16 protein-coding genes are annotated in these 17,847 nt (G+C 35.9%); 14 read left to right on the top strand and 2 right to left on the bottom strand.

Annotation, left to right across the window (positions count from 1 at the left end):
- Positions 1 to 770 (bottom strand): leucine-rich repeat domain-containing protein (locus tag FJR37_RS17845; protein ID WP_168466693.1); only part of this gene is annotated, 770 nt, incomplete at its 3' end.
- Between the two features lie 243 nt (positions 771 to 1,013).
- On the bottom strand, positions 1,014 to 1,943 hold the full coding sequence (locus FJR37_RS17840; protein WP_168466692.1) for a leucine-rich repeat domain-containing protein: 930 nt from the start codon (positions 1,941 to 1,943) through the stop codon (positions 1,014 to 1,016).
- A 122-nt stretch (positions 1,944 to 2,065) separates the two neighbouring features.
- Between FJR37_RS17840 and FJR37_RS17835 the strand changes: the two genes are divergently transcribed.
- The 14 genes from FJR37_RS17835 (at position 2,066) to FJR37_RS17770 (ending at position 17,718) form a co-directional block, all read left to right on the top strand.
- Entirely contained in the window at positions 2,066 to 2,812 is a 747-nt protein-coding gene (locus tag FJR37_RS17835) for a hypothetical protein (RefSeq protein WP_168466691.1), read from the top strand.
- Between the two features lie 249 nt (positions 2,813 to 3,061).
- Positions 3,062 to 3,886 carry a hypothetical protein gene (locus tag FJR37_RS17830; protein WP_168466690.1) on the top strand — a complete coding sequence of 275 codons (825 nt, stop codon included), beginning with the start codon at positions 3,062 to 3,064 and terminating at the stop codon, positions 3,884 to 3,886.
- Complete coding sequence (locus tag FJR37_RS17825; protein WP_168466689.1) at positions 3,879 to 4,757, top strand: GTPase domain-containing protein; 879 nt, start codon at positions 3,879 to 3,881, stop codon at positions 4,755 to 4,757. The genes FJR37_RS17830 and FJR37_RS17825 overlap by 8 nt, the downstream gene beginning before the upstream one ends.
- A 330-nt stretch (positions 4,758 to 5,087) precedes the next feature.
- Entirely contained in the window at positions 5,088 to 7,478 is a 2,391-nt protein-coding gene (locus FJR37_RS17820) for a hypothetical protein (protein WP_168466688.1), read from the top strand.
- Positions 7,479 to 8,015: 537 nt separating this feature from the next.
- Positions 8,016 to 9,167 carry a hypothetical protein gene (locus tag FJR37_RS17815; protein ID WP_168466687.1) on the top strand — a complete coding sequence of 384 codons (1,152 nt, stop codon included), beginning with the start codon at positions 8,016 to 8,018 and terminating at the stop codon, positions 9,165 to 9,167.
- Positions 9,109 to 10,389: a vWA domain-containing protein gene (locus FJR37_RS17810; RefSeq protein WP_168466686.1), complete on the top strand. Its 1,281-nt coding sequence runs from the start codon at positions 9,109 to 9,111 to the stop codon at positions 10,387 to 10,389. Before FJR37_RS17815 ends, FJR37_RS17810 begins: the two co-directional genes overlap by 59 nt.
- 4 nt (positions 10,390 to 10,393) lie before the next feature.
- The gene (locus tag FJR37_RS17805; protein WP_168466685.1) at positions 10,394 to 11,206 is read left to right on the top strand and encodes a hypothetical protein; all 813 of its coding nucleotides are present in this window, start codon (positions 10,394 to 10,396) and stop codon (positions 11,204 to 11,206) included.
- A 41-nt stretch (positions 11,207 to 11,247) separates the two neighbouring features.
- Positions 11,248 to 11,454: a hypothetical protein gene (locus FJR37_RS17800; protein ID WP_168466684.1), complete on the top strand. Its 207-nt coding sequence runs from the start codon at positions 11,248 to 11,250 to the stop codon at positions 11,452 to 11,454.
- Positions 11,455 to 11,462: 8 nt separating this feature from the next.
- Positions 11,463 to 12,362: a hypothetical protein gene (locus tag FJR37_RS17795; protein ID WP_168466683.1), complete on the top strand. Its 900-nt coding sequence runs from the start codon at positions 11,463 to 11,465 to the stop codon at positions 12,360 to 12,362.
- Between the two features lie 95 nt (positions 12,363 to 12,457).
- Positions 12,458 to 13,417, top strand: coding sequence for an ARC6/PARC6 family protein (locus FJR37_RS17790; protein WP_254434601.1), 960 nt, complete (start codon positions 12,458 to 12,460; stop codon positions 13,415 to 13,417).
- 35 nt (positions 13,418 to 13,452) lie between these two features.
- Entirely contained in the window at positions 13,453 to 14,919 is a 1,467-nt protein-coding gene (locus FJR37_RS17785; protein ID WP_168466682.1) for a VWA domain-containing protein, read from the top strand.
- On the top strand, positions 14,912 to 15,295 hold the full coding sequence (locus FJR37_RS17780; RefSeq protein WP_027400835.1) for a hypothetical protein: 384 nt from the start codon (positions 14,912 to 14,914) through the stop codon (positions 15,293 to 15,295). The genes FJR37_RS17785 and FJR37_RS17780 overlap by 8 nt, the downstream gene beginning before the upstream one ends.
- Positions 15,296 to 15,419: 124 nt before the next feature.
- On the top strand, positions 15,420 to 16,811 hold the full coding sequence (locus FJR37_RS17775) for a VWA domain-containing protein (protein ID WP_168466681.1): 1,392 nt from the start codon (positions 15,420 to 15,422) through the stop codon (positions 16,809 to 16,811).
- 388 nt (positions 16,812 to 17,199) lie between these two features.
- Entirely contained in the window at positions 17,200 to 17,718 is a 519-nt protein-coding gene (locus FJR37_RS17770) for an FHA domain-containing protein (protein ID WP_168466680.1), read from the top strand.
- Positions 17,719 to 17,847 lie beyond the last annotated feature (129 nt).

Genomic DNA, 17,847 nt, shown 5'->3' with positions numbered 1-17,847 from the left:
TTTCCCAAAAGGATAAGAAAAGTCAAATTAGTCAGATTAGACAAAGGTTTGATATCCCTGATTTTATTTACCGGAAGGTCAAGAGAATTTAAGTTAGTCAGATTGGACAAAGGTTTGATATCGCTGATTTGATTTTCTGAAAGGCCAAGAGAAGTCAATTTAGTCAGGTTAGACAAGGGTTTGATATTGCTGATTTGATTTTTATCAAGGTAAAGAGAAGTCAAATTAGTCAGGTTAGACAAGGGTTTGATATTGCTGATTTGATTTTTATTAAGATAAAGAGAAGTCAAATTAGTGAGATTAGATAAAGGTTTGATATTGCTGATTTGATTTTCCGAAAGGTAGAGAGTAGTCAAGTTAGTCAGGTTAGACAAAGATTTGATATTGCTGATTTGATTTGCTGAAAGGCCAAGATAAGTCAATTTAGTCAGGTTAGATAAAGGTGTAATATCGCTGATTTGATTTCCCGAAAGGTCAAGTTTAGTTAAGTTAGTCAGATTAGACAAAGGTTTGATATTGCTGATTTGATTTCCCCAAAGCTCAAGTTCAGTCAATTTGGTCAGCGCTTGATTAGCTTGACTACAATTTTGCGTTTTGGCAACTTTTAATAATGCTTCTACCGTTCGTTTCGTCTCTTGAGGTAAACTGGCTTTTTGTTGACACCATTCTTTAAAGGTCTTAGGTGTTTTTATAGGTGCTGCGGTGACTTTTGGGGTGTACAATCCTAAAGTCAGGATAAAAATAGTGGTTGCTACTAGACTTAGTTTCATGATTTTAGTGATAATCAGAATTAAACACAGATAAATGCAAATAAACGCAGATGATTTTATAAGTCCTTAGAGGATGTTTGAAAAGTTTTGAATGTATAGACTGACCCCTCTCCAAACCTCTCCCCTGCAAGGGGAGAGGCTTTAAAACCCCCATTCCCTTGCAGGGAAGGGGGGTAGGGGGGTTAGGTTTTTGGAGATTACGGGTTTGATATAATACTTTTCAAACAACCTCTTAGTGATTTGCTAAAAACTAAAACGACAAATAGACTCTGGTTGGATGGGACATTGTTTAGAAATAAGCGGGTTATCCTGAACTTTAAGAGTCTGTAAATTTTCCAAAGCGGATAAAGATTGAATATTTTGGACTTGATTTTTTTCTAAGTAAACAGCAGTTAATTTAGTCAGATTTGACAAAGATTGAATATTTTGGATTTGATTTTCTCCCAGATAAACAGCAGTCAATTTAGTTAAATTTGACAAACTTTCAATGTCACTAACTCGATTTTCTTTCAAGTCGAGAAAAGTTAAATTATGCAAATTTGCTAAAGGTTTGATATCGCTGATTTGATTCTTCCACAAGGAGATAAAAGTTAAATTATGCAAATTTGTCAAGGGTTGGATATCCCTGATTTGATTTTTCCACAACGAGATAAAAGTTAAATTATGCAAATTTGTCAAGGGTTGGATATCCCTGATTTGATTTTCCCACAAATTCAGGGTAGTTAACTTAGTTAATTTTGATAAGGGTTGGATATCAATAATTTGATTTCCAACCAGGTCAAGAGAAGTTAAATTAGTCAAATTTGCTAAAGGTTTGATATCACTAATTTTATTTTCCCATAAAGAGATAAAAGTTAAATTAGTCAAACTTGATAAAGGTTGGATATCACTAATTTGACTTTTCCACAGGTTAAGAGTAGTCAACTTAATCAGTTTTTGATGAGCTTGAGTACAGTTTGTCGTACCAGCAGTTTTTAATAATACTTCAACCGTGTATCTCGTCTGTTGAGGTAGCTTGGCTTTTTGCTCACACCATTGTTGAAAGTTGTTTGGTGTTTTTGCCGTTGTCACAGGGTTTTTAGCAGGTTTTTTTACAGGTGCAGATGAGACTGGCAATGTGTAAAGTCCTAACGTGAATGTAAAAACAGTAGCCGCAGCTAAAATTAGTTTCATAATTTTTAAATTACACAGAATCCACAGTAATTATACCATTGATGACAAACTTACAGCCTATTTTAGGTTTAATTATTGTATGATGACGTTTGGATATACGTAATGTCACAAAAATAATCAATGTGGGAGTAATATATATAGGCGATCGCGCAACAGGTAAGACTCACTTAGCACTAGAGTTAGTCAACCCCAATGGTGAATATGTTAAAGTTGCCAATCTCGATTATGACAATCTGAGAGTGCAATTGTTGGATGAAAACTCACAACCCTACGCGACACCTCGACAAATGCCCTACGAACGGTATTTAGAGATGGAGGTGCGGCTACCGTCTGGTAATAAGCAAATGGTAGTAGATTGGATTGATACAGCGGGGGATGTGTGGGACAGGAATTTGCAAAAGGATAGTCCTGAACAATGGAATCAATTTTTACCTCTCATTCGCAACAGTGAGGGAGTGTTGCTTATTCTTCCACCCCATCGGGGCATGAGTTTACAACCAGGTATAGATGTGGAGCAGTTTGTCACGCAAAAACAATGGTGTAATCGCTTTGACAGATGGGTGAAATTTTTCCATCACCAATGTCCCAATGTTAGACATTTAGCTATTTGTATCAATAAAGCTGATTTATTTTGTGATTTATCCCAGGAAGGTGGTAAACTAGCTTATAAGCCCTATGGTAGTTCCCTCAACTGGCAGCAGCGGCATACTTATGTTTTACAAAGATATTTTCGTCCGATTTATTCCCAATTAGAACAATTGAATAATGGTCTTTCCGGTGGCTCGGTGCGGTGTTTTATTACATCTATTCATCATCGAGGTTTATTAGAATTACCTTGGATTTATTTGGGTAGTTTTTTAGCGAAATAGGTTTGAATTGTGTTAGACAAATTTTTTCATGGATTGAAACCATCGCCGGGGCTATATTCGTCATTCTCTGTTCTTTACAGCGATTTCCAATCATATAAGCTACATCTTAGCCCCCTCATCGCACCCCCCTAAATCCCCCCGCAGCGGGGGGAAGAAAAGGATAAGCTTTTGATACTGGAGGGGGTTGCGGGTGGGGTTCTTGTTCCAGGTTTGATAACAATTTGCTGTAAATAATTAAAAGGGTATAACATGGGCAACATTCATATAATCGGACCACAGGCTTCTGGCAAAACTACTTATTTAGCGGCTTTGGCTTATCAACCATTAAAAACAAAGCAGAAAAATAAAAATTTTAAAGTTCAAGCGTTGAATGAAGAAACTAGAGAATTAGCAGACAAGGCGGAAAACATTATTTTAGAGGGTGCATCTTTAGAACCTACTCGTCTTCATGTCAAAACAATTGATGATTTAAAAGTCTATTCATTCATTATTGAAATTCAGAAAAAATGGCGAAAGCTAGAGAAAATAAACTTAGCTGTGCGAGACTATCCAGGAGAAGTTTTTAAAGAGTTGGAATCAGTTTCTGCTGATCCATTACATGAAGAATTTATGAATGAGTGTTTAAGTAAAGATACTCAAGGGTGTTTAGTTTTATTAACAGAGTGGAGACAAGGAACAGATAAATTTTATAAACGAGTCTTTAAAAGGTTTATAAATTTAATGGATAAACAGGAAAGATTGCATGATTTACGGTTAGCTGTAGCCATGAGTAAATGTGAACGGGGGGAACTCTGGCCTGGTCGGTTAGATCCTGAAAATGATTTATTTGCCATTCATTTCCCAGAAACTCTGTCATTTTTAAAAGACAATATTCCTCCTAAAAATTTACAGTTTTATGCTATATCTACTTTTGGGGTTTTAAGAAATAAAGATCCGCGCCCCAATCGTAAGGAAGAATTAGGAAAAGAAGGCAGATATTCTGTGTTACGAGAAACTGATAACTGGTCGCCCTATGGGATGATTTCACCTCTCTATTGGTTAAGTACGGGTAAGAGGATGAAAGAAGATGTTTAATTTATTTAAGAATAAAAATCAGCCCCCATTACAAAGTAGTGGGGTGTTACGAGTTATAGGCGATCGCTCTTCTGGAAAAACTACATATATGGCTTCCTTAGCCCGATGGCCAAATGCTGATCCTGATAGTCCAGTTCAAGCTGTAACCGCAGTGGACGAAGGGGGAGAGAAGTTACTTAGTCAGGCTCAAAATATCTTAGAACAAGGGCTAGAACTAGAAAGAACTCCATTAGCTTTAACTGTATCAGATGTCAATGATTGCACTTTACAAATTACTCTGAAAGAAAAAAAATTAGGTTCTAAATTACTGAATTTAAACGTTAGTTCTAAAGATTATTCTGGTGAATTTTTCGATGATTTATTACATCGCGGTAAAAATACCCAATTAGATGATTATTTAGAAGACTGTTTACAGTGTAATGGTATTCTGTTTTTGGTTGATGGTAGTAGTCGGCGCAAAGATTTAGAATATGCCAATGGTTTAGATAAATTGCTGTTAGCACTTGACCGGAATGATCTGGGTGGAAGTAAGCGCCGCATTGCCTTAGTATTGAATAAATGTGAACAATCTGATTTGTGGGTAAATCGAGATAAACCAGCGTTCTTAGCATCAGCAAGGTTTCCCCAAGTTTGCAGGAAATTACAATCATGGCAACAAATGGGAGGGGGTGATATAGAATTTTTTACAGCTTCGGCTTTTGGGATGTTGGGTAGTAAATATCCAGAGCCAAATGTTAACTTACTCACTAAAACTAGGGGGGGAGTAACAGCAGTAATTAAAAATCCCAAACTTTGGCGGCCTTTTGGTTTGGTTGCTCCCATTTATGGGCTTTGTACAGGTTCACGTCATCAGGAATTAGATCATGTATGAAAGGAGATCCCCGTTTTCTACCTCTCCCTAACCCTCTCCTACAAGGAGCTACGGTGTACACACAAGTTATCGAATCACCATTATTCCTCAAATTACCCCACCCTAACCCTCCCCTTGCAAAGGGGAGGGAACTAATTTTTCCGGTTTCCCCCCAAAGCATCGGGGGGATTAAGGGGGGTAATTTAACTTGTGTGTACACGATAGCCTACAAGGAGAGGGAACTGGAAGGGGATTTCAAAGCCTCTCTCCTTGCAGGAGAGAGGTTTGGAGAGAGGTCTTTCAATCAACTTTATGATTTCCCAAACATCCTCTTAGATAAAGGTTAAAAACATGAGTTCACCAAATATTGAAATTCACGAATTTAGTACAGGTATTCACTTTCAACAAAGGGTTAATGGTTGGGTGTCTCTGGGTTTTACAGGACAATACATGAACGCTACTATTAACCCTATTCCTCAAGTTGTAGAAAGGTCTATTGCTAATCAGGAATTTGCTTTAACAGAAGGTTCATCTACGGAAAACCCAGCAATTATTGGCCGGATAGTAGGAAGTGGTAATGATGCTTGGTCTGTAATGGCTGTTGTCACACGAGGACAGGATGAAGTGGGACGCAGTGCGGCTTTTTATCGTTATTTTTTGTGTCAGGGAGATAATAATTTACGGTTTATATTAACTTGGTGGGAACAAGACCAAAAACCAACATTTAACCCCTTAGATTTTGAAGGTAGTCCTTTTTTATTTATGGGAGAATCTGGTCAACCTCACCTGACAAAGGAGGATGAATCTTTACCGTTTGAACAAGATCAAGCAATAGTATTACCAGCAGAAAATCAAAGTGATTTATTTACTCTTAACGCCTTAGCAATCATAAAATTTAACAAGTCTAAAAAAGTTTTACCTGTTGCGTGGGCTTTTAATGTAGAAGCATTGGAAAAACCAGAACGGTTTCAAGTAATTCAACCAGCATCACAAAGAGCCTATGATGGATTAAAACGAGCCATTGCTAATGCTGCTCAGGTTGTTTTAGCAATAAATATTGATGAAGCGGCGTTAAAATCTGCTATTCGCAGTTTAATGAATAGTTCCACTGTCAAACCGGAAGCAGTAGAAGAAATTGTTAAAGGTTTAGAAACTAAGGATGTCACCGCTGATTATTGGGAGAGTTTATTTAATGCTCAAGGTGCGGATAAAGCCATTAAGCAAAAGATTTATAGCTCCCAAATGGTACGACTAATAACGTTGAGAGCAATGGTAATTCCAGAGAGTTTACCGCAGTTTTTGGCATGGTTGAATGTTCAAGCTGGTAAAAAACCTGATGAAAATCAAACTGTGTCTTTAGATTTTCAAAAAGCTATTCGGCCTTTATTCCCTAAAGAACAACTAACAAAAGGAATTAGATATCTACTATTAAATTTATTAAATAAGAAAATATCCGTAGATAGTCTTTGTTGGTTATTAATGATAGATGGTAGTGCTTGGGTTTATGCTCAGAAAGAGTTTATTGCTGATATTCGGGATGATTTACAATTAATTTGTAATTATTTTTCTAGCCCCAGGACTTTATACAAAAGCAGTTCTTATACTGATCCTAATTCAGTATTAACTAGCAGTTCCTCTTTTGCATCTCAAAATGATTCACAATTCCATCATGTTCAACCACCAATTAAAAAGGATTTATGGCAAGATAATTTCAAATACCAAAAGCAAATTTGGGCAAATTTAATAAATAATTGGCAAGGTATTCAACAAGGATACTATAAAATTGAAGAATATCAACCTTTTGCTGAATTATTTGAAAATTTGAGACAATATGATTTAGCTGCGTATTTTTATCAAGTGAGTGATGGAATAGTTGCCAAAAATTTATATTATGAAGTAGCTAATCAACAACATCGTCGCTCACCTGTTATTTTTGGTGTAGAGATTGAACCAAAAAAGAATTTAATTGATCATGTCCTTGATTTTATCACCCAGGAGTATATTGTGCCAATTCAATTTGTTATTCCTCTTTCACTATTCATCTTAGTCAGTGGTTGGTTTATCGGTGCAAAAAATTGGGAATCTCATACTAGTGAAACTGAAATTGAAAAATCTTTGTGTAGCAAGACTTTCAAAGATGGTAAAAACTGTCCGGTTATAGTTTTAGAGCCAGGTTATAGTTTTAGTAAAATCAAGCAATTAGTTCCAGCGGTTGTGGATGATATTGTTAGTGAAAAAACAAACCAAGTTCAAACATCTAACAGCGTTAAAAACAACAATCAACAAACATCAAGAACAACAGGAGTAAATACAACAGAAGAAGATATGCGAACAAAGGTCGTACAAAAGTTAAGAAGTTTAACAGGAAGTACAGAACTTAAATATGAGGATTTAAAATCTGGTGAAGAACCGACAGATTTAGAGATTCAAAAGAAATGGATGACAGCAATTTATAATTATCAAATTAAAAAGAATGTAACATATCAAAAAATTATTGCAGATAATGGGAATAAAAGCGATGAATGTAACCAGCGAATATTCTGGGTATGTTTATCGAAATCTGGAGAAGACAATGATACTCGTAATGGTGTTAATGAAAAAGATTCTGAGCTTTACAAAAAATTGAAAGGAGATATTTTAAGAGCCATGAAATCAGAACAAAGCCGGGGAATCAATTCCCCGTCTCAAAGCTCAAGTCGGTTAAAACCGACTGGGAATTTAAAGGGAGGAAGTGAAAATTGATTTATAATATTTGGTAAAAAATCTCCTTCAACCCCGAAAACACCAGAAAATAAATCCCCCAACCCATAACCACAACCCGATAAAATAGAGCCAGCAAATCCCAAAAATTAGTCGGTTTTAACCGACTTGAGCTATTAGACAGGGAATTGATTCCCTGTCCAATTGACTGATTTGTTCGTGATTGACTCAAGGTTAAATAGTTTCTAAAAATTACTGAATTGTTGTAAAATATAAATACTGCATTGAAAAATGATAAATTGCAAAAACGTAAGGATTCAGGTGAGGTGATAAGAGTTAAGGAAATGTAGGTTGGGTTGAGCGACAGCGAAACCCAACAAAATCCTTGATAATGTTGGGTTTCGTTCCTCAACCCAACCTACGGTATAATTACTTTTTAAATCATTAACTAACGATTATTCCATAGCAATTAGTATAATTACAAAGATGGAGCTAATCGTTGGTTGTCGCAATAAAAAACTCAATTTACACCCTTATCCCTAAAAATTAATATTTAAGCAATCAAAATATACACCAAATATGAGAATCTACCTTTACATACTAGCCGGCATCACATCAGCCTTAATAGGCTGGAATATAGGTCAATTTTTCCTCACAGACTTGGGGTTATTTAAACAGTTTCCCGAAATTACTTTATTTCCCTGTATAGCAGTTTCCTTAGCTTTTGGTATGGTGATGAATGAAATATTTATCAGCAACCCCACCAGACCAAAACGCAGTTTTCAAACGGCACAAAAGCCCCTATTAATAGCCTTGGGATTAGGGATACTTTCTGGGTTAATTGCTGGTATTATGTCCCAAATCCTGTTTTTACCAATTATTCGTGTACCTACTCCCATTGTGAGAACATTAGGATGGTTATTAATTGGTAGTTCTGTGGGTATTGCAGAAGGTTTAAGTTGGCGTTGGTATAGTATGGAAGCGGGGAGTAAAAAGCGCTTTCAACAAAGATTAAAAACCAGCATCATTGCTGCAAGTGGGGCGAGTTTTGCAGCAGCAATTATATTTGAAATCATTCGCTTAATGTTGGGAACAATGCCGGCAGAATTTAAAGGTATAGAAGATCCTATTGGTTTTTCTATTTTAGGTTTATTACTAGGTGGCGTTTTTAGTCTCACTAATTCTCCCAGTTATCTCGCGGCTTTGCGGGCTGGTAGTGGTTTTGAGTATAGGGAAATTAAACCAGAAATCAAACCAGACATTAACCCAGAAATTAAAGATCATGTTCAAGACTCGGAACTATCCACAGACTCCCTAACAGACTCACCCACCCTTAACCAATCTTATCCCTACATTAATAAATCGGTGCTTTCCTTTGTCACACTACATGATAGTCTGAATGAGGATGAAATAGAAGAAGGTTTATCTATCTCATTACCCGGAAATCAGACAATTACCATCGGTTCTAGAGTTGACAATACTATTTCTATTCCTGGTCTACCTCCCCATGTTGCTGATATTCAATTACAGAACCGGACAACCCTTCTCATTCCTGATAAACAGTTCTTTCATACCATAGAAATAAATAGTGTCCGTATAAAATCACGGAAGATTATCCCTTTGAAGCATAATTATGTATTGACTTTTTACACCATTAATGCAGATGACATCAATGAAGAAAAATATTATCGCTTTGTCTACTACAACCGCTTTTTGGACCCCCAGGCTTAGTCTATCTTTATTGTTGCTTCTGACTCTAGCTTATCCCAGTTTAGCCCAGGTAAAAAAGACAGAAGTTATTGGTAGTCCCACATTCAAAGATGAGAAAGTAACAATTAGAATTAAGGTCAACAATCAAGAAGATAGACCCTTAATGGGTTTAGAAGATACTAATTTTAAATTGACCGTTGATAAAAAGGAGGTTAAGTTTAAACCTAAAGATTGGAAAAGTCCAGAAGAAACTGTACCTCCTCCAGCTTGGATTATAGTTTTACTAGATTTTAGTGGCAGTATGAATCAAGTAGATAGTGGAGGAACTAAAAAAATAGCAGGTGCTATTAATGCGATTCGTCAATTTACGAAAATTTCTGGTGAACGGGGTGGAAATACCCAAATTTCTATAGTTCCTTTTGGAAAAGCTGGTAGTAAGTGTCCCGAATCGCCTGTAAATAAGGAAACTCTGGATAAGTTTCTAGCGGCGAATGATTTTAAACTGCAAAATAATCTAGATTATTTATCAAGTTTGAGTCCCTGTGCGTCTACAGATTTATATGAACCTTTAACCACAGCAGTCGAGTTTTTAGCGAATACTAAGGACTCCCGGTTTTACTTACCAGAAAATTCTTCCCAGCCACAACCTAGACTATCAATAATTCTCCTGTCCGACGGATATCACAACGCACTTAATGAAGCGACCGATTTTGCAGCTTTAACTAAGTTACTCCAGCGCAAGGAAAATATTACAGTACATACTTTAGGTTATGGGTTGACACCACAGGAATTAGGTGTAAAATATAAATTAGGCAGACCTGCTACTCGTGCTGATTTGAATAAACGTAAAGTACCCGAAGCAGAATTTGTAGACCAACAAAGACTAGCGAAAATTGCCAAATTAACAGGGGGAATTGCGGAGTTTTCTGGTAATGCGGAAAGGATAGCGGAGAATTTACAATTATTTCTGAATGCGTTGTTAGGAGAGTATGAAATTACCTTTACTCAACCTAATGCAGAAAGGGGTTCTAAGCACAAAGTTCAGGTGAAAGTGAGTTCTCAAGATGGTAAAGCCAAGGAGTCGCAAACCATAGAATATATTATGCCTGTATTTGGGCGATCGCTGCCTTTGGGAGTACGTCTAATCATGGTAATATCAGTGTTATGTATAGTCATAATTTTTGGAATAGTCCCTTTTCACTACTGGGGAAAATATCTAAAAGCAGAAGCACAAAGGGACTAATTCTATGAGGATATTTGGAAAACCTGGGCGAATATTTTTATTTTCTTTGAGTCTTTATTTTCTCACTGCTTGTTCTCAAAATCAGCCAGTAAATCAAGTAATTACTTCCCAATGTCCTACTCAACCAACAGCAGTTTTAGAAACCAACAATGTTAAACCTATTTCTCTGGGTTCTCAAGCTATGAAGGAAACAGGTATGGTGACTAATAATAAATCACTTGGTTATACTTTTACAGCTAAATCAGGTGACAAACTGGTTTATAAAACTAATCAAGATGTTTGTATTTGGATTTATACCCCAGACAATCAATTAATTAATAGTCCTATTTTACCTCTTGATGGTAAGTATACGGTTCAACTTGCCGCTATGGGCGGTTCTACTACCTTTGATTTAGGATTGGAATTACAAAACGATGCAGACCAATCGTTATCATCAGCACAACCAATACCTTTAGAAACCAGTCAAACTAATATAGAAAATTCCCCCAGAAAAGATGCGGCTGATTTTATTAGAAATCATTATTTATCTCTAAACAACCGTGAATATAGTCAAACACGGAATCAACTATCAAATCAGTTTAAAAATAAATATTCTGGTACTTATGCAGAATATCAACAATGGTGGGATAGTGTTAAAGAAATAAAGATTGGTGATGTTAAAACTGTCAATGATAATGGTAATAATGTTACTTTAGATGCGGAGTTATGGTATTATATGAATGATGGGAGAACTGTTCAAGATTCTCGCAGTCGTATTTATTTAATATGGAATCAAAGTAATAATACATGGTTAATTAATGATAAATCTGAACCATGATGAAAATTAATTCTTGTTTAGGAAACCTGAGATGATTTAATATGTTGAAAAAGTTAATTATTTACTCTACCTGTCTATCACTTATCGGTTGTCAAACCATAGAAAATCCTCTAGCTAATGTGATGCGGATGTTTGTCTTTGGGTATTTAGTCCAGATAATGAAATTCTCAAAGGTGGAGAGTTATCTAAAAACGGTAAATATGTTATTCAAGTTGCTGCACCTCAAGGGGCAAAAACCTTTGATTTAGTATTGCGATTGGAGAATAATACACAAACTGCTAGTTTATCATCTTCTCCTATTCCCACACCTGTGGAAACAAACCAGGTTGCTATAATTCCCAAATCTAAAACCATACTAACAAGAAAACCTAGAAATTTATCCCCTGCATCAGTAGCAGATATAGATAATATTAATAGACCATCACCGGAAATATTTATCAACAATTACTATACAAAGCTAAATGAAAACAACTATACAGAGGCTTGGAGTTTTTTGACAACTGAATTACAGGAAAATTCTACATCTCATCCTCAAGGTTATCAATCCTATATAGAATGGTGGGAACAAGTTAATAATATTAATGTACAAATAATTAGTTCTTCTTCTCAAAATAAAACTGCAAAAGTTAAAGTGAGATGTAAAGATGATTTAAAAAATGGGAGTAAAATTTATGCAGATATTCTATACTACCTGAGATGGAATGAAACAGACAATAATTGGCGAATTCTTAATATTCAACCAATCTCTTCAACAACAACAAAATCTAATTTATCTGTAAATGAATCTCAACCTACTTCTTCAGTATCAGATAATGTTAATAGACTATCACCTGCGAAAGCTATAGAAGATTACTATACTAAAATTAATAATCAAGATTATCAAACAGCTTGGGATATTTATCCAACCACAGTCAAAGAAAATAAAGAATTACATCCAGATGGTTACAACTCTTTTATTGAATGGTGGACACAAGTTGATCATGTAAATATTGACAGAGTTAAGATTGAAGAAGAAAGTTATGATAATGCTATCGTCAATATTGGTACTCACTATAAAATGAAAAGTGGGAAAATTTCTCCTATTAAACTCAAGTTTTATCTAGCTTGGAACAAAGAATATCAAAGGTGGTATGTTACTAAAATTAAACATAAATAATTGATCAAAAAACATGAAAACCCGTTAATTAATGATAAATCCGCACCATAATGATGAAAATTAATTCTTGTTTAGGAAACCTGAGATGATTTAATATGTTGAAAAAGTTAATTGTTTACTCTACCTGTCTATCACTTATCGGTTGTCAAACCATAGAAAATCCTCTAACCAATGTTTCCTCTAATGCTATCAGTTCCTCTGGTTGTGCTGAGAAACCTATGGTATCCTTGAGTGGAAAAGATGTAGAAACAGTTGCATTAAATGAAAGTACAATTACTAAATCTGGTCAAGTTAGTGCTAGTAAAAATATTGGCTATACCTTTACAGCAACAACAGGACAGAAATTAAGTTATAGCACTGATGCGGATGTTTGTCTTTGGGTATTTAGTCCAGATAATGAAATTCTCAAAGGTGGAGAGTTATCTAAAAACGGTAAATATGTTATTCAAGTTGCTGCACCTCAAGGGGCAAAAACCTTTGATTTAAAAATGAGTTTAGGAGTTTTAGAAACTGCTGCTAATACCCCTACTGTATCAACCACTGATACCCCTGAAGGGACTTCTGTAAATACTTCTAAAAATACTTCTGAAAGGACTTCTGAAAATAATAATTCTCAATCTAGTTTAGAAAATGATAATCTCCAACCAGAAAATGATATTTCTCAAGAACAAGCATTAGAATTAGTCCAGAAATGGTACGCAGCAAAACCCCGCATATTTGCGCCACCTTTTGATAGAGATTTATTAAATGAACTAGCTACAGGAAAACTTTATCAAAGAGTGGGAGGTGAAGATGGTTCAATAGATTGGTTACAAAAATATAATCGTTACTATACATATAATAAATCAGAAATTACCAATGTTATCGGTTTTTCTAGTTCTGGAAGCAGACCATATATTAAAGTTAGAATTATAGAAGAATTATATTTACAAGGTGAAAAAGGACTTGATAAAACAAATTCTGGTGAATATAAAATTGATTATATCTATTTTTTTGCAAAAGAAAATGGTACATGGAAAATATATAGTAATGAAAAAATATCTGATGCCGATTAATAATTTCTATTAAAAAACAATCTTTAATAAACAGTATGCTTAACCTATTTAACCGCTTTAAAAACAACAAACCCCTACTATTTGGATTATACGGTGCTAGTGGATGTCTGACAGCCGCAATCCTATTAGGAGAACCATTTTTAGCCTTAACCAAAGCTAAACCAAACTCATCCGCCCCCGTCACTCCCCAAGTCATAGTTTTATTAATTGACGCATCCTCAAGTATGAGTGATGGAAAATTAACAGAAGTCAAAACAGCAGCCAGCAAATTTATAGAACGTCGTGACTTACAAAAAGATCAACTAGCAGTAGTCAGTTTTGGACTAGAAATTAAAACCGCTACCCCACTCACAAAGGACGCTAACACCTTAAAAAATGCCATTGATACTCTATCAGAAAATGGGAGTACACCAATGGCTGAAGGTATCAACGCAGCCATTGGAGAATTACAAACAACCGCATTAGATAAAAACATCATTTTATTTACTGACGGTGTCCCAGATGATCCGGATTTTGCTTATAGTTCAGCCCTAGCTGCCAGAAACATGGGAGTAAAACTAATTTCAGTTGCTACAGGGGATGCAGATATAAATTATTTAACTCAAATTACAGGCAATGGCTCATTAGTATTTTATGCTAATTCCGGTCAATTTGAGCAAGCCTTTCGCAACGCAGAAGCTGCAATTTATAAACAATTAGTTGAATCTGATTCCAGCGAAAACTACACCATCACCTATTTAGTATTACGCATGGGTGGTTGGACAGCATTTTTAGCAATGGGAATATACCTAGCTTTAATTATGGGACAAAACCGCTATATGCGCCTTCCCTTATTAACAACAAATAAAGGTATTATTAGTATTTGTGGTAGTCTGGCTGCGGGAATGATAGCAGGTGCAACCGGACAAATTGTATTTTTACCTCTCTCTAATATAGCTGTTTTAGAAATAATTGGCAGAATTGCCGGCTGGGTAATTGTCGGTGCATTAGTAGGAGTAGGAACTAGGTTTTTTGTTCCCAATTTAAAACTAAAAAATGCTTTATTAGGTGGAACAATTGGGGGAGGAATTGGTGGTAGTGGTTTCTTAATTACAGCCAGTATTTTCGGCGATGTTTTGGGGCGTTTATCCGGTACGTCTATTATAGGATTTTTCACTGGTTTAATGATAGCTTGGATAGAACAAAAGCAGTTAGAATCACAACCCTATTTATTAGTAAATTGGACTGCAACGGAACAAACCACATATTTATTAGGGACAAAACCAATTTTAATTGGTAGTTCCTTAAATGTAGAAATTCCCTTAAATGCCTCCGATGGATTTACACCGATTACTGCTAAAATCTTTAAAGAAGGAGAAAACATTATTATGCAATTTGATCAAGAATATGCAATTATAAAAAACATGAAAAAAACCAGTCAAGATCTAAAAGTCGGTGATACCCGGAAATTAGGACAAATCACTATAGAAGTTAAAGATAAAACCCTTACCGCAAATGGTTAAATATACATTTAATCTCCAAGTTAAAAACTCCCCAGATCAATATACTTACACCTTAGATTTAACCCCAAATCAAGAAGATATGCCAGAACAGATTTTTACCCCTGCTATCAAAGAAGATATCCGCACAACCTTACAAAATCTCAGCCTATCAGCAATTAAAGATCATCAACTCAACAACATTATTCAAACTTGGGTAGAGGATATTAGAGAAGGCTATAGATTTAGTTCTCTGACTCTCAACTTGCGGTTATTAATAGAAGAAAATATTGATAAACTCCAGGAAACAGGAAATCAGGAAATACCGAAAATAATTGATCCAGATTTATCAAATATAGAACCTGAATTTGGTATGCTTCCCCCCTTAAATTTTATTTAATTATAGCGGTATGCACTTGAATGAGATACAGAATTTACCTAAAAAACTATACACCAAAGGACTTTCAACTCTGTTCCCTGTTCCCTGTTCCCTGTTCCCTGCTATATTTAATTAGGAAAGAAAAATGCAGAACAATCTTAACATTAGTATTACTCCCCATCGGGAATTTATGCCAGCAGAGACAGCAGCACAAAAATTATTTGTGATGTTGAAATTACGTCCTACTAAAGATGTCGCTACAAGTTCCCCACATACCACATTTACCTTTGTTATTGATACCAGTGGTTCAATGTATGAAGTAGTATCAGGAGAGTCAAAACCAACGGGGATTACTTATCAACAAGACGGCCAAGCATATCAACAGGTTACAGGGGGAAAATCCAAAATAGATATAGTCATTGAATCCTTATTAGCATTAGTCCGTTCGGGAAAATTGACCACCAGCGATCGCATTGCTATAGTCCAATTTGATGATAACGCTTCCCAAACTATCGGTTTAACCAGTGCCACAGAAATTAATCAACTAGAAAATGCTATTAACAACCTGAGAAACTTTTCCGGTGGTACACGCATGGGTTTAGGATTACGTCGGGCATTTGATATCTTAAGTGAACAACAAATGACAGTCAGACGCGCCCTATTATTTACTGATGGACAAACATTTGATGAAGATCAATGTCGGTCAATTTCTAGTAATTTCGCCACCAATAATATCCCCATTACCGCATTAGGAGTAGGAGAATTTAACGAAGACCTACTTACCCATCTTAGCGATTCTACAGGAGGAAAATTACTTTATATTGTCCCAGGAACAGCCATAGGTACACAAATTTCCATCCTTGATTTACCCAATAAAATTATAGACGAATATAGCCAAGCCCAACAAGAAGTTATCACCAATCTAGCCCTAACAGTGAAAACAGTTAAAGGAGTAGAACTGACTAGAATTGTTCGCGCTTACCCCACCCAAGCCGAATTTCCCATTAATCAAGATCCTCATCCTTTAGGGAATGCGATCGCTAATGACGAAACCATATTTATCCTCGAATTTACTATTAATAATCGTCCCGCTACTCGTGTGCGTATCGCCCAACTTGGACTCACCTACGACATACCCGGACAAAAAATACGCGGTGAACTTCCACCACAAAACCTAATTATTCAATTCGTTCCCGGACAGGAAAATGCAGCCCAAGTCAATCAAGAAGTCATGGATTATGTCCAACAATGCAATATAGCCAACCTCGTCAACCAAGCCACAAAAATAGCCGAACATGATCCACAAAAAGCCGAACAAATATTAGAAACAGCCCGACGCATGACCATAAAAATCGGCAATAAAGACATGACAGAATCCTTAAACAACGCCCAAGAAGAACTCCGAAAAACCCGAAAAATCTCCGATGGAACTCGGAAAACTGTGAAAATGGGTGCAAAAGGTAAAACAGTAAAAATGGGCAACGATATTAACGAAATGCTTTCAGAAGAAGAAATGCGAAAACTCACAGGAACATAAATAACCAGATCCCCGACTTCTGAACATCAATTGATAATTTCTTGATAAAATAATAACCAGATCCCCGACTTCTGAACATCAATTGATAATTTCTTGATACAATAGAAAAGAAGTCGGGGATCTTAGCGGATGTTTGAAAAGTCGTATCCCGTAATTTTCATCACATTGTTACCCCCCTTTCCCCTTATAAAGGGGGGTAACAATAAAAATCCAGTTCCCTCCCCTTACTAAGGGGGGAAACAATAAAAATCCAGTTCCCTCCCCTTAGTAAGGGGAGGGTTAGGGTGGGGTAAAAAATATTTGATACATCAACCATAACTTTTAAAACACCCTCTTAAAAGTTATTGCAAAAAAAAAATTAATAATTAAAAATGAGGATAAAAGTATCATGATTACTTGTACAGTTTGCGGCTATGATCAAAATTTAGACTACGCAGAATTTTGTAACGCTTGCGGTTCAGAACTACAAGCCATAATCACCCCACAACCAAAAATAGAACCCACCTTAGCACCTACAGTCATTCAACCAACTACACCACAACCCAACTATCCCCCAATTATCAACACATTTACCAAAGCCAAACTAACATCTAAACAAACAAACGCCCCCATACCAGAATTTATCCTAGATAATAACGCCATTGTTGGCATATTTGATCCAGACACAGGACCAGTAGAAATTGATTTAGAAACATTTTTTGGCGGAGAAACAGTATCTCGTAATCATGCCGAAATTTATCAAGAACTAGGAACATGGAAAATCAAAGATTTAGGTTCTACCAACGGAGTATTTATCAAACCACCAGGACAAACTCGCTTTAGTGCCAGAATTACCATACCCACCCCCTTAAACTCAGGTGATGAAATAGCATTTGGTAAAGTTAGATTTCTCTTTCAAACTATCTAAAAAATCAAAAAAATTTCCTGTGATACCATTTCACCAAAATCCTGATACTGATAACCTCTCTTAGTCCCCCTTTATAAGGCTACAGTGTACACACAAATTAAATTACCCCCCTTAATCCCCCCTTGCAAA

The sequence above is a fragment of the Aphanizomenon sp. UHCC 0183 genome, assembly GCF_009712065.1.
Taxonomy (GTDB): Bacteria; Cyanobacteriota; Cyanobacteriia; order Cyanobacteriales; family Nostocaceae; genus Dolichospermum; species Dolichospermum heterosporum.
This window is presented reverse-complemented; position numbering and strand designations above follow the sequence as displayed.

Bases quoted from the DNA above. Each gene is read 5' to 3' on its own strand.
- FJR37_RS17840 (WP_168466692.1), bottom strand. From the start codon at position 1,943: ATGAAACTAATTTTAGCTGCGGCTACTGTTTTTACATTCACGTTAGGA.
- FJR37_RS17830 (WP_168466690.1), top strand. From the start codon at position 3,062: ATGGGCAACATTCATATAATCGGACCACAGGCTTCTGGCAAAACTACT.
- FJR37_RS17825 (WP_168466689.1), top strand. From the start codon at position 3,879: ATGTTTAATTTATTTAAGAATAAAAATCAGCCCCCATTACAAAGTAGT.
- FJR37_RS17820 (WP_168466688.1), top strand. From the start codon at position 5,088: ATGAGTTCACCAAATATTGAAATTCACGAATTTAGTACAGGTATTCAC.
- FJR37_RS17815 (WP_168466687.1), top strand. From the start codon at position 8,016: ATGAGAATCTACCTTTACATACTAGCCGGCATCACATCAGCCTTAATA.
- FJR37_RS17810 (WP_168466686.1), top strand. From the start codon at position 9,109: ATGAAGAAAAATATTATCGCTTTGTCTACTACAACCGCTTTTTGGACC.
- FJR37_RS17805 (WP_168466685.1), top strand. From the start codon at position 10,394: ATGAGGATATTTGGAAAACCTGGGCGAATATTTTTATTTTCTTTGAGT.
- FJR37_RS17800 (WP_168466684.1), top strand. From the start codon at position 11,248: ATGTTGAAAAAGTTAATTATTTACTCTACCTGTCTATCACTTATCGGT.
- FJR37_RS17790 (WP_254434601.1), top strand. From the start codon at position 12,458: ATGTTGAAAAAGTTAATTGTTTACTCTACCTGTCTATCACTTATCGGT.
- FJR37_RS17785 (WP_168466682.1), top strand. From the start codon at position 13,453: ATGCTTAACCTATTTAACCGCTTTAAAAACAACAAACCCCTACTATTT.
- FJR37_RS17780 (WP_027400835.1), top strand. From the start codon at position 14,912: ATGGTTAAATATACATTTAATCTCCAAGTTAAAAACTCCCCAGATCAA.
- FJR37_RS17775 (WP_168466681.1), top strand. From the start codon at position 15,420: ATGCAGAACAATCTTAACATTAGTATTACTCCCCATCGGGAATTTATG.
- FJR37_RS17770 (WP_168466680.1), top strand. From the start codon at position 17,200: ATGATTACTTGTACAGTTTGCGGCTATGATCAAAATTTAGACTACGCA.